This window comes from Vibrio sp. Vb0349, assembly GCF_033338975.1.
The window spans coordinates 62,687-75,458 of record NZ_JAWOTS010000009.1 but is presented as its reverse complement, the minus strand read 5'-3'; the positions used below and the strand labels follow the sequence as shown (position 1 = coordinate 75,458).

General features: G+C 45.9%; 12 protein-coding genes. 11 read left to right on the top strand and 1 reads right to left on the bottom strand.

The features are described from left to right. Nucleotides 1-36 precede the first annotated feature (36 nt). The 5 genes from R7Q47_RS12405 to R7Q47_RS12385 all read left to right on the top strand — a co-directional run bounded on the left by R7Q47_RS12405 (nucleotide 37) and on the right by R7Q47_RS12385 (nucleotide 5,686). On the top strand, nucleotides 37-1,869 hold the full coding sequence (locus R7Q47_RS12405; protein WP_248486860.1) for a sensor histidine kinase: 1,833 nt from the start codon (nucleotides 37-39) through the stop codon (nucleotides 1,867-1,869). Between the two features lie 25 nt (nucleotides 1,870-1,894). After that, nucleotides 1,895-2,497: a response regulator transcription factor gene (locus R7Q47_RS12400; RefSeq protein ID WP_025767241.1), complete on the top strand. Its 603-nt coding sequence runs from the start codon at nucleotides 1,895-1,897 to the stop codon at nucleotides 2,495-2,497. Between the two features lie 102 nt (nucleotides 2,498-2,599). Then, nucleotides 2,600-2,998 carry a hypothetical protein gene (locus R7Q47_RS12395; protein ID WP_005376702.1) on the top strand — a complete coding sequence of 133 codons (399 nt, stop codon included), beginning with the start codon at nucleotides 2,600-2,602 and terminating at the stop codon, nucleotides 2,996-2,998. 64 nt (nucleotides 2,999-3,062) lie between these two features. Continuing rightward, entirely contained in the window at nucleotides 3,063-5,174 is a 2,112-nt protein-coding gene (locus tag R7Q47_RS12390; protein WP_248486858.1) for a protein-disulfide reductase DsbD family protein, read from the top strand. Then, nucleotides 5,171-5,686 carry a protein disulfide oxidoreductase gene (locus tag R7Q47_RS12385; RefSeq protein ID WP_213874789.1) on the top strand — a complete coding sequence of 172 codons (516 nt, stop codon included), beginning with the start codon at nucleotides 5,171-5,173 and terminating at the stop codon, nucleotides 5,684-5,686. The genes R7Q47_RS12390 and R7Q47_RS12385 overlap by 4 nt, the downstream gene beginning before the upstream one ends. A gap of 50 nt (nucleotides 5,687-5,736) precedes the next feature. Here R7Q47_RS12385 and R7Q47_RS12380 read toward each other — a convergent pair whose 3' ends face one another. Further along, nucleotides 5,737-5,958, bottom strand: coding sequence for a hypothetical protein (locus R7Q47_RS12380; RefSeq protein ID WP_025767245.1), 222 nt, complete (start codon nucleotides 5,956-5,958; stop codon nucleotides 5,737-5,739). A 425-nt stretch (nucleotides 5,959-6,383) separates the two neighbouring features. On the opposite strand from R7Q47_RS12380, the gene R7Q47_RS12375 reads away from it, so the two are divergent. The 6 genes from R7Q47_RS12375 to R7Q47_RS12350 all read left to right on the top strand — a co-directional run bounded on the left by R7Q47_RS12375 (nucleotide 6,384) and on the right by R7Q47_RS12350 (nucleotide 12,755). Continuing rightward, nucleotides 6,384-7,196, top strand: a complete 813-nt coding sequence (locus R7Q47_RS12375) for a TIGR02594 family protein (RefSeq protein ID WP_115386178.1) — start codon at nucleotides 6,384-6,386, stop codon at nucleotides 7,194-7,196. A 2-nt stretch (nucleotides 7,197-7,198) separates the two neighbouring features. After that, complete coding sequence (locus R7Q47_RS12370) at nucleotides 7,199-7,633, top strand: hypothetical protein (RefSeq protein ID WP_248486856.1); 435 nt, start codon at nucleotides 7,199-7,201, stop codon at nucleotides 7,631-7,633. A 227-nt stretch (nucleotides 7,634-7,860) separates the two neighbouring features. After that, nucleotides 7,861-8,994, top strand: a complete 1,134-nt coding sequence (locus R7Q47_RS12365; protein WP_005457947.1) for an efflux RND transporter periplasmic adaptor subunit — start codon at nucleotides 7,861-7,863, stop codon at nucleotides 8,992-8,994. After that, the gene (locus R7Q47_RS12360; RefSeq protein WP_151514994.1) at nucleotides 8,987-10,258 is read left to right on the top strand and encodes a TolC family protein; all 1,272 of its coding nucleotides are present in this window, start codon (nucleotides 8,987-8,989) and stop codon (nucleotides 10,256-10,258) included. The genes R7Q47_RS12365 and R7Q47_RS12360 overlap by 8 nt, the downstream gene beginning before the upstream one ends. Further along, nucleotides 10,255-11,469 (top strand): ABC transporter permease, encoded by a 1,215-nt coding sequence (locus R7Q47_RS12355; RefSeq protein WP_151514993.1) that lies wholly within the window; start codon nucleotides 10,255-10,257, stop codon nucleotides 11,467-11,469. Before R7Q47_RS12360 ends, R7Q47_RS12355 begins: the two co-directional genes overlap by 4 nt. 2 nt (nucleotides 11,470-11,471) lie before the next feature. Continuing rightward, nucleotides 11,472-12,755 (top strand): ABC transporter permease, encoded by a 1,284-nt coding sequence (locus tag R7Q47_RS12350; RefSeq protein ID WP_318089075.1) that lies wholly within the window; start codon nucleotides 11,472-11,474, stop codon nucleotides 12,753-12,755. Nucleotides 12,756-12,772: the final 17 nt, after the last annotated feature.

Below are 12,772 nucleotides of genomic sequence, written 5' to 3'. Positions count from 1 at the left end.
TTGTCGTACTCTCTTGACGGAACGATTCGACTCATCATGAAAAAAGCACTGTGGCTTCAGCTTTGGATTCTTTGCTTAGTTGCCTTTGCATCTTTGACTCAGGGCGCAGTTTCTGAACAAGCAGATCTGCAAGGAATGCAAGAGCAAAAAGCAGAGCAGCCACAGGCCAAGCAAAAAGTCGAAGTGGGCGTGTTAGCGATACGCGGCCATCTTTATGCTGAGCAGAGATGGCAACCGACCATTGATTGGCTCAATCAGCAAATTTCCGATGTGCATTTTGTCCTTCATCCCCTTAACTTGGATGAAATGGGCGAAGCGGTGAAGTTTCAGACCATGGATTTCATCTTAACCAACCCAGGTCAGGCAGTGCGATTGGGCAGGCAATACGCGCTGTCGTGGATGGCAACGCTAACCAGCAGAGCACCACAAAACTCGAATTACGGCATTGGTTCGGCGCTTGTGGTTCGAGCCAATTCAAGTTATCAAACGGTGCAAGATGTCTCAGGACGTCCCGTTGCAGCGGTATCAGAAAAAGCCTTTGGTGGTTATCTCACGATGCGCTATCAAATAGTCAAAATGGGTCTTAATCCAAACGATTTCTTTTCTGATGTCCGCTATCTTGGTTTTCCTATTGATGCCAACCTGTATCAATTACGTGATGGCAATGTGGAAGCGGCCGTTGTCCCTGCTTGTTTATTGGAACAGATGCTAAGTGAAGGGCTTTTACAACCGAGTAATTACCGAGTTTTAAATCAACAGCCGAACGAGCGTTCGTTATGCGCTGTTTCCACACCGCTTTATCCGAACTGGTCATTTGCCAAAACAGAGCGCGGCTCATCTCAGATTGCCAAACAGATTGCGCAAGTATTGTTAGCGATGCCACCTGAACACCCTGCGGTTATTGCGGCAGGCGCGTCAGGTTGGACGTCCCCCGTCAGCTTGCTGAGTATCGACAAACTGTATCAGGCGTTGGATCTCCATCCGTTGCAACAACCTTGGTGGAGTGAGGCTCTACGCTGGCTGCGTAGTCATCAAGAATGGGCATGGGCGCTGTTCATGTTTGTGATTGTGTTGAACGCGTACCACTTTTGGCTTGAGTATCGATTTAGCAAGAGTAAGCAAGCTTTGGAGCAGACATCGTTGCGATTAAAAGAGAAAAGTGAACAGTTAGAACATTCACAAAGGGTCGCGATTGTCGGAGAAATCGGCACTAGTCTTGCCCATGAACTCAATCAGCCACTGGCAGCCATTCGCAACTATAGTGAAGGCGGTTTACTTCGCTTGGCCAAAAAGCGCCCTCATGAAGATATTGTCCCTGTGCTTGAGAAAATACAGGGCCAAGTTGAAAGAGCCGATGCAATTATTCAGCGATTAAGAACGTTGATTCGCAAGCGCAGTGTCGACAAAACGTCGTGCGATCTTCAAGTACTCATTGATGACACGATTGAGTTACTCCATTTTCGAATGCAGAAGCAAAACATTTCTATTGTGGCCAGTACAGAAGGGAACATTCGTCCATTACTTGTCGATGCAGTTGGCGTACAACAGGTTTTAGTTAATGTGATCAGCAACGCGATTGATGCGTGTACTTTGTTCCAAGAGAAATATCACTCATCAGGTTATCAAGGTAAAATTGCCCTGCATTGCGATTACCAAATCAGTCAACTCTCTATTCGAGTGTTAGACAATGGTACAGGGTTGCAGCAAGAGAATCCGACTCAAGCGTTTGTGAGTAGCAAAGAAGAAGGGCTTGGGCTGGGGTTAGCCATTTGTCGCGATGTGATGGAAATGCATGGTGGCGAGTTTGTCATCAGCTCGATAGCACCACATGGTTGTTTGGTTGAGCTTGTGTTTCCATATCAAAACTAATCTGAACTAGGCATAGGAGCACTCAATGAGCAGCGGTGAAAAGCAGCTACCTGTTTTTGTAGTCGATGATGATGAATCGGTGCGTGACTCGCTCGCTTTTATGTTGGAAGAGCATGACTTCAACGTGACGACTTTTGCTGATGGGCAATCTTTTCTCGATAAAGTGAACATTCATCAGGCCGGATGCGTGATCCTTGATAGCCGAATGCCCAACCTTCGTGGCCAGCAAGTGCACCAAATTTTAAATCAAGCCAACAGCCCGCTAGCCGTTATTTATCTGACAGGGCATGGTGATGTTCCGATGGCGGTCGATGCATTGCAAGCTGGGGCGGTCAATTTCTTCCAAAAACCAGTCAAAGGCGATGAACTGGCACGAGCCATTTTGCAGGGACAGGCGCAGTCTGCCACAAACCTCGATATGGCAGCAGCTAAATCGGCTTATGAATCGCTCACACCTAGAGAAAAAGACATTTTACGTTTGATTATTGAAGGAAAGCGCAACATTCGTATTGCTGACGAACTTTGCATAGCAATGCGAACGGTTGAAGTACACCGAGCTAATCTATTGAAGAAGTTCTCGGCAAAAACCGTCGCAGAGTTGGCATATATTTATGGCAAGCTAGATTAAAGCTTACCGAGTGAAGCCTCTTAAGGCTATTTAGAGGATACAACTTGAGCTTTATGACGACTCGCGTATTATCTTCTTCGTTCTTACTTTATCTGAATTCTTATGAGTTTGTTGACTAAACGACATCACACGCCACATAAGCGGGCAAAATGGCTACTGGCGATTATTGGCTGGGTGGTCGTTGTGTGTCTGATGCAAAATTCAGGCTTTGCATCGTCATGCTCTATGAAATATGAGACGGAATCGCCCGCGGTTTCACTTGCTGATGAGCGTTCGAGCGTCAAGTCTATTGATACTAAAGAAACTAGCAAGTGCGAATTGTCTGAAAAGTTAATTCAGTTTTCTCAACATCAACTCGATGTATTTATTGTTGTTCTGTTTGTCGGTCTTTTTGCTTCGGCAATTTGGTTGTGCAGTGCCTATATTGGTGCGCAACATTGGACGGAACCGATAGGCCGTAAGTATCGAGTCCATCTGACTTTCTGTGTGTTCCGAGAATAAAAGCGTGCTTTCTGACCACTAGCGTCAGTTATTTAGCACCTTTGTCTTTTAACTAGGAATCACTATGAATCAAATTACTAAACTGACTCAGTTTGCGTCCATGTTTTTTATGACGCTTGCTTTGAGTTTGCTCTCTCTGAGTGTTTTAGCTCAAACTACTGATACAGGTTGGCTAACCAACCCACAACATCCTCCAGTGCAAACGCGCTTTGTGCTCACTGGTCAACAAGATCCGCAAGCCAAAACACTTACAGGTTATTTGGATGTCAAGTTAACCGGAGACTGGAAAACTTACTGGCGTTCACCTGGTGAGGGCGGCGTAGCACCATCTATTGATTGGCAAAATTCACAAAATTTATCCAAAGTGGATTGGCAATGGCCGCACCCACAAAAATTCGAACTATTAGGTATCGAGACTCTTGGGTATAAAGGCGATACTTTGTTCCCCATGACGCTGCACGTCGAAGACATGTCCAAACCTGTCACGATTGATGCGGTACTGACACTTTCTTCTTGTACGACGATTTGTGTGCTGACCGACTATCAAATTCAATTGACGTTCTTGCCTTCTGATCTAAAAGTCGATGAAGACGTGATGTTCAGTTACGCTCAAGCAGTGAGTAACGTGCCGCAGCCATCGCCGTTTATTGATGTTACTCAGGCGAGTTGGGATGCGAACCAATCGAAACTACAAATCAAGCTACAGAACAGTCAGGGTTGGCAACAACCACAAGTGCTGGTGGATGGCGTCGATGAAGCAACGCGAGACTATAGCTTCAAGCTTGAAGGAATGAATCAAGAAGGAAACATCGTCACCGCGAGCTATATCGTTGATACTTGGCTGGGCGATGTGGAGTTAGATGGTCAGTCGCTGTTTGTGACCATCAAAGACACCAATTTACTAGCAGAAGAAACCACTCAAGCAACTGCTGAGGCAATAGTTGAACCGTTGCCGAGCACGTCTCTAACGAGTGTTTTTCTATTCGCGTTGCTCGGCGGTTTAATTCTTAACATCATGCCTTGCGTTCTTCCGGTTTTGGGGATGAAGCTAAGTAGTATTGTTGCCGCTCAAGGTATCGAGCGTCGTCAAATTCGCGCTCAGTTTGTTGCCTCCTCACTTGGTATATTAACGTCGTTCTGGATTCTCGCTGGTTTTATTTTGGTGCTCAAGCTAACAGGTAATGCCATTGGTTGGGGCGTGCAATTTCAAAGCCCTTGGTTCTTAGGTTTGATGGTGTTGGTCACCAGTTTGTTTGGGGCCAATATGCTAGGGCTGTTTGAAATCCGTCTATCATCGGGTACCAATACATGGCTGGCCTCGAAAGGTGATAACTCCCTAGTTGGCCACTATGTTCAAGGTATGTTTGCCACATTGCTTGCGACGCCTTGCTCCGCGCCTTTTCTAGGAACGGCCGTGGCGTTTGCCTTGGGTGCCGACGTATTAACGTTATTTGCAACTTTTACAGCATTAGCATTGGGTATGGCACTGCCTTGGATCTTAGTCGCTGTGTTTCCAAATATCGCGCTGAAACTACCAAAGCCTGGCTCGTGGATGAATGTCGTTAAAATCGTGTTTGGCATAATGATGCTGGCGACTAGCATTTGGCTACTTTCATTAATGGCAAATCATGTACCGATGTTATGGATTGCACTTATCGCTGTGGTTGCTTTTGTTGTAATGATGGCAAGAGTTAAGAAAGTGTATGGTGAGAAAGCGCTTGCTGTATCCGGAACTGCGTCATTAGTGTTGATAGCTGGTGGCCTGTTACTTGGTAGTGTCACTGCCGACCAATGGGCGACACCGCTTCCTGAGGACTTAGCGTGGCAGAAGCTTTCTAACTCGGCGATTGAAGATCACGTCAATAATGGGCGAGTGGTGTTTGTGGATGTCACTGCGGATTGGTGTGTCACGTGTAAAGCGAACAAGATCGGTGTGATCTGGCAAGATCCTGTCTACTCATTGCTGCAAAGCCCTAATGTAGCGACGTTAAAAGGGGATTGGACACATCCGGACGGCTCGGTAACTGACTTTTTACGAGCTCATGGGCGTTACGGTGTGCCGTTTAACATCGTCTATGGCCCGGCAGCGCCACAAGGTATCCCGTTACCTGTGATTCTGACTGATGATGTTGTTTTAAGCGCAGTGAAACAAGCGAGTGGAGGATCCATTCAATGAGTTCGACAAAGCAGCGTAGAACATTCCGATATTGGCTCGTTCAAATCGTACAGATGGTGCTCATTGTCACCGTCATTTCCATCGTGATGGATTGGTATCGCACCAAAGATATTCCTAAACAGGAGGCACCACCATTGAGCTCCGTATTGAGCGATGGTGAATATTTCGATGCAATCGCGCAAAGTCATGAACAACCTGTCGTTGTTTATTTTTGGGCGACTTGGTGTCCCGCGTGTAAATTTGTAAGCCCAAGCGTGAGCTGGCTGAGTGATGACTATGCCGTAGTTGGTGTTTCTAGCTCTTCAGGGCCAAATGAGCGTGTGGCGCAGTTTATGCGGGCAAAAGAATATCGTTTTGAAAACATAAACGATCCTTCAAGCGATATTATGCGCGAATGGAAAATTAGCGTGACCCCAACCATTTATGTTTTAAGAAATGGTGAAATTTCCTCCGTCACAACTGGCGTTACTACTCCTATAGGAATATTAGCGAGAATTTGGTTAGCTCGATAACGCAATAAAAATCCGATATTCAAAAATATTGAGTATCGGATTTTTTCTTTTTATTTTCTCGCTCTAACGGGAATAATAATGTGTGCGTATGGCATACCATTCCACATCACGTATGGGCCATCATAACTTGAACCGATGGGTAGATAGTCGAGCAACACTTGGTCTAGGGTAATAATCATCATGTGTGGTTCTTCCACAATCCATTGGTTATCGTCCGTTATTCCTTCTGAAAATGGGTCGGTGTTATTGGCGCCGCCATCACCCGCTAACATGCCAAAAAGTACAATTAACTGAAATGAAATTAGTTAAATAGTCAGATTAATAAATTAAAGCTCAATTTAATAAAAATTAAAGTTTGATAAATTTAATTATAGAGTGCCCTTAAAAAGGAAGTGTTATTTAAATTTAAAATAGTAATTGATAGTTTTACTATGTTAATTTAATTGTTTATTTATAAACATTTTTTCGTCTATTAATACGCATGGTTTAAAACATCTGGGCTGTCCTGCTTTGAAGCGTGACCAAAAGATGATAAATAGGTGTTTTTAGTGATATGAGCTGAGTTTATTTGTAATCTATATTTTCAACACCTAATTCCCTTCGTATGGCTAATCGTATAAAACAACATTTTATCTTTATTGTTGTCACGCTAAAGCGTACTTTCTTAATTATATGATTAGTTATAAAGGTAACGAGAATGGGATTAAAAATCCGTGGCTCTGTTGGTATAAATGGCACTAATTCGAAAAATGATGTGAAAGCAGTTCAACAATTTTTAAATGATAACCAAAAGAGAATAGGTTTTACCCGACTGTTGGTTGTTGATGGCTCGTTAGGGCGGAGTCCTCATTTGTCGAAAACAGTAGAGGCAATAAAAGTGTGTCAGCGTAAGCTACTTTATATGGTAAAGCCAGATGGTCGGATCGATGTAAATGGTAGAACTCATCGTAAGCTCAATGGATTACCATCCTATAGTTCAGTGAAAAATGATCCTCATGATGCTCAAAAACTAGTAACCAAAGTGCCTTGGATGAAAACAGCGTTGGGAGAAATTGGACAAAAAGAAGTTTCAGGCACTAAGGCCAATCCAAGGATTTTAGAGTATTTTACAGCATCTAAGTTCTGGGGCACTGATGACTCTGGAGGTCAAAATGCTTGGTGTGGTTCGTTTGCCGCTTGGGTTTTTAAACAACACGGAATCACTCCAGTAAAAGAAGCTTATCGAGCAAAGGAGTGGAAGGGTTTTGGTAAAAACATCTCAGAGCCTATACATGGAGCTCTAGGGATTAAATCGAGAAAAGGTGGTGGGCATGTTGCTTTTGTCGTGGGAAAGAGCCCTGATGGTAGGCATTTGTACATGTTAGGAGGAAACCAAAGCAACCAAGTCAATATAGCAAAGTACTCTATTGATGTCTGGGACAAGTTCGTAGTACCGAGTAACTACGATGAAACAAAAGGTACTTTACCTATATATACAAAAGGCTCTGCCTTAGCAGGAACGGAAAGTTAAATATGAAGAAATTTATAAGTTTGCTAGGCTGTGTGAGCTTATCAGCTTGTGCTTCACAGGGAGTGTACTCTCAGAATGAGGTACTCAAAGATGCGATATTTCAAACGCCCTATTCTGCAGTGGTGAAAATTACAGGTTTTGAAAAGTTTGCTGAACACGAGGAAGATGTTCTCTTTAAAGTTCAAGCAGAAGTGATTCAGAAACTTCGTGGAGACGTTGGGTCTGAGATTACTTTCAGTATGTATGGCGAGCTAGGAGATGAGCCCAATATACACGATGATCCTGTCATTCTCACACTATGTCGTGATAAAGATACATATTATTGGCCTGGAACGGGGGCTGAGTTTGGGGCTAATCAAGAGAACATATTAAACGCTCAAGAAACAGCCGCTCACTTGGATACAGAACAGCGCCATTTTGCACATTGTTCAGAATGAAATTGATAGCGGTTGAAACGAGCGGTTACAGAGCTTGTTAGTCGCCATCGTAGATAGCGTCTTTGCTGAATGATTCGTCGAGGTTTTTTGGTCTTTGATTGTCAGAGCCGACTGACAAAACCATACCAACTGTGACAACCAAACCGCTATTAAAGCAGGATATTATTCCTTCAACTTTGTGTTTTAGGAGTAGTCATTAGACTACCCAATAATTGTTGGAATAAATAATGACGAAACGTTGGCTTGTCTCCGCTGTGAGCATTGCGCTGCTCGGCGGTGGTACGTATTTCTATCTCCAATCTGCTGCTCAACCAGAATTGCTGCCTACATTGATTGTGGAAAAAGGCACGATTGAAAAACAAGCTGTGGCTGTTGGTAAAATTGTCCCTGCACACTCTGTGTCTATCAAGTCACAAATCGACGGTATCGTCGGTGAAGTGTACGCGAAAGTTGGTGAAAAGGTGAAGCAAGGCCAGCCGCTGATCAAAGTGCGTCCAAACCCAACACCCCAAGCATTAACGGATGCATCGGCAGAGCTCATGCGTAGCGAAGCCGATCTGGAATCCGCCAAACAAAAACTGTCCAACTTAGAAAGCTTGGTCAAGCAGGACATTATTCCAAGTAACTACGACGAATACGTAAGTGCGCGCTCGGCAGTCAAATCTGCGCAAGCGGACGTATTGCAAAAGCGCCAGAATCTCGAACTCATCCGCAGTGGTGAGGCGTCTATCGGCGATGCACGTTTAACGTCGACGATCTACGCGCCAATTGATGGCACGGTACTCAACCAGAAAGTTGAGGTCGGAGAGCCGATCATCTCGACTCAATCAAGCCAAGCCGCGACTGAAATGATGTCATTGGCCGACATGAACAGTCTGATTTTTAAAGGTAGCGTCAGTGAGCATGATGCTGCGCAGTTGTCTCCGGGAATGCCCGTTATGTTGACGGTTGCGCCTTATCCTGATGTGGCGATTTCTGGTGTGCTAACCAAAGTGGCGATTCAATCTGAGAACCTTAACTCACCAGAGGGCAATGCTTCGGCAAAAAGTTTTGATAACGGTTTTGAGGTTGAAGTGGGAGAACTCAAGATCCCACAAGATGTGTTGCTTCGTTCTGGTTTTTCATCGACGGCTCAAATCATTCTGAAGAAGTCTGAAAACGTGCTCACTCTACCGGAGCGCGCTCTGCAATTTGATGGTGACGCACCGAATGTTCTGATCCCCGACAGCTCAGAACAAGGGTTTCATAAACAACCTGTGAAACTCGGTCTGTCAGATGGCATCAATGTCGAAGTGCTTGACGGCGTGGAGCTTGATGAAGAGGTTATCGACAACAGCATGATGGGAGCGGCGCATGGTTAAGCTGCAACGATCAACAATCGCCTTTGCATTGTTGGCTGCCACGCTCAGTTTGCCGACCTACGCAATTTCTATTGAACAAGCTTGGCAACAAGCAAAGCAGAACGATCCTAATTACGAAAAAGCGAAAATCGGTGTCCAGCTTGGCGAGGTTGGCGTACAGAGTAGCCGCAGTGCGTTATTGCCGGGTTTAAGTGCCAGTGCGTCAGCGGATTGGAATGAGTCCTCAAGCCATTCCAACAGTTACGGCGCGACCTTATCTCAAACTATTTGGGATAGCAGTTTGTGGTCGGAACTGGATCAAGCGAATGCCAATTATCTCAAAGCACAGTTAGAGCTATCTCAATCGCATAACGAGCTTGCGCAGAAGTTGCTCACCGCTTACCTAGATGTGGCAAGCGCACAGGGCGACCTCAAATTGGCGCAGTCCAAGCTGGAGGAGGGGAAGGAACTTCTCAACATCATTGAGAAACGCTATCGAGCAGGCAAAGTGAAGTCGGTTGATGTTGAAGAGATGCGAGCGAATCAAGTCTCTGAGCAAGCAAGTATCCTCAATGCAAAAGCCGATCTCGAAGTGAAAAAAGCAGAGCTTGCGGCGTTAATCAATCAAATGCCGGAGAGTGTCGACCAAATTCGAACGGATTCTTTGATTCAGCCGCCGATGCTGGTGGACTCTCAGGAGCAATGGCTAAAACTGGCGAAAGACAGCAGTCCAGAGCTGTTGGTGGCGGCGCAGATGGTGAAAGCGAGCGAGTTCGCGAAAGATTCAGCTAAAGGTGGATACTACCCGACCGTCAAAGGCAGTGTGGGCTACAGCGATGGTGACAATCGTTCAAACGGCGAGTTTAACGCTGGGATTAGTTTGAGTTTGCCGATTGACCTCAATGGTGCAGTGCGAGCGAAAGTGGACGAAGCATCGTTGAACATTTTAAGCGCCAAACAAGATATGCGTAGAGTGGAAATTGATATTCATAAACGAGTTATTCAGCAGTTTACTCAGGTCGATATCAACTGGAATCAAGTTTTGATAGCGAACGAGCTGGTTGAGTCGCGCGCCAGAGTGTTGCAAAGCAAAGAGAAACTTTACGACGCTGGCCTGCTTGAAGTGTCGGAAGTTATCAGTGCACACAACAGCTTGTTTGAGGCGAAAAACAGTCTGCAAACCAACTTGTACAGCTACTGGCGTAAGAGAATCGGCTTACTGCAAACCGCAGGGAAACTCGATGACGATACCATGGCGTTGATCTCTCGAGCTTTTCATTCATGAGCAGTCTATTGCAACAAACTTGGCAAACGTTGATGGCGCACCGCATGAAGAGCGTGCTGGCCATTATCGCGATTGCTTGGGGCGTGATCTCTGTGGTGGTGTTAATCGCACTTGGCGAAGGCTTTTATCGCCATCAGACCCAGTCGTTTTCCTTTATGATCAACAATGTGCAAGTGGTGTTTCCGTCGAGTACCAGTAAACCGTGGCAAGGGTTACCTTCAAGACGACAAATTGATATTCCACAAGAAAAAGTCGACATGATCAAACAGTCGGGCTTCGTGCAACAGGCGTCGAGCGTTTACGCCAAATGGGATGCGAATATCACCAATCTCAAAGGACAGAACTTATCGAGTACGGTCAGCGGTATTGATACGTCTTACTTTCCTTTAATGCAACGCAAGCTGCAATCCGGTTCGAGAAACCTGTCACCAAGTGATATGAAAAACCACACTCGCGTGGCAGTGTTAGGCGATCAAATTGCGCAAATGGGCGGAATCCAAATCGGGGATAGGCTCAAAGTCAACGGCATTCCGTTTGTGGTGATTGGGATAACCGTTGGTGAGGACATTGGCATTTCATTCGGCGATAGCCGCACGGTTTTCATTCCTCAAACAACGTACCGCGATTTGTGGGATGCGAAACCTTGGATGGTATTGATGAAGCCGAGAGATGGGATGGATGCACCGTCGTTTCGACCAAATATCGTGAACTTTTTCGCCAAGCAGCTTCATTTTGACCCAAGTGATAAAGATGCGGTCGAATTACCCGATTTTAGTGAAGGTGCGGCGGTCATCAGTGGAATTTTACGTGGCATTCAGATTTTTCTCGGAGCGAGCGGCGCGATGACCATGGCGGTCGGTGCGCTTGGCGTTGCCAACATCATGTTTTTATCTGTTACGGAGCGCACGCGTGAAATCGGTGTGCGTTTGGCGATCGGGGCGACTCAAAAATCCATACTCAGTCAGTTTATTCTTGAAGGGCTTATTTTGGTAGCTGTGGGCACGGCATTAGGTCTGATGTTTTCGTATGCCGTGGTGTCTGTCCTAAGCAGCATGGCATTACCGGAATGGATTGGTTTACCTGTGATCACGCCAGATTCCATTGCTTGGTCTTTACTTGTGACGCTTATCTTGGCATTGATGGCGTCGTATTTCCCAGCAAGGCGAGCATCGCGTCTCACGCCAGTCATTGCTTTGAGTGCGAGGGCCTAGTCATGTTGTTACCGATGAGACAAATTTTCCAAGAAATGGCTGCAGAAAAGCTGAGATTGGGTTTGACCATTCTGGCTGTAGCGTGGGCGACCCTCTGTATCGCTGCTATGTTGGCGGTAGGTGAGGGTATTCGTCAGGGCGTATTGAAAACCGCACAAAATGGTAACGGCAACTTGATTTATTTGACCGGAGGGATGGCCACCGTCGACCACGGTGCTTTTCACCAAGGTAAATTTCTGACATTAAAAATGGACGATTCAGAGGTCGTTCGAGCGTTACCCGATGTAAAAAGTGTTGCGCCAACTGCGAAGTGGAAAGAGCGCATCACCGTTGGTGATAGAAACTCGTGGCAAGAGCCGTTAGCGGTCACGAGCGAGTTTCAATCCATGACCAATTTGGTGCCGATGGCGGGGGGGCGATGGTTAAATCCACTCGATCAAAAAGAGACGCGCAAAGTCGTTGTACTGGGTTATGAACTGGCAGCCGACTTATTCAACCCGAATGAGGACTTTAGTTGGTTTGCGACAGTCACATTGCAAGTCAACCCTGTGGGGAAAAAGGTAAAAATCGGCAATGAGCAGTTCACCGTTGTGGGCGTATTGGAGAAAAACAGCGCCCAAATAGAACTGGGGGATCTTATCAACTATTCCAGCTTTGTGCCGTTAGCGACGTGGAAGCGATTTCATGTCAACGGTGAAATTGGTGGCATCAATGTGCAGCCACAAGCAAATGTAGACCGAGAAGCCTTAGCAAAGACGATCAGGCAAGTGATTGCCCGTAAACACGGGGCAAGTGTCAGTGATGAACAGGTCGTCCAAGTCGATGATATGTTCCTTAAGCAAAAGAGTATGCAGCAGTTTCTGATAGGTTTGCAGAGTTTCCTTGGCATTATCGGCTTCGTGACGTTAGCTGTTGCTGGCGTTGGCATCGCCAATGTGATGTATGCCACCGTAAAGCGATCTACGCGTGATATCGGTGTGCGCATGGCAGTCGGTGCAACCCCATCGGCTATTCGCATGCACTATTTAGTACAGTCTTTATTGACAATGATGATGGGGGGGGCGTTTGGGTTAGCCGTGACATACGCGCTGGTGTCTGCCATCAGTTCCATTCCTTTAGAGGGCAATGCCTTTTATGAACAACTGGGTAAACCTGTCCCTGAGTTGTCGTGGGTCGTTGTCGCGATTGTCATCCTCACCTTAGTGATAATTGGTGTGGCATCTGCATGGTTACCTGCAAACCGAGCCGCAAAAGTCAGCCCATTGGAGGCGCTACAAAGTGAATAACAACAATAACTCTGGAG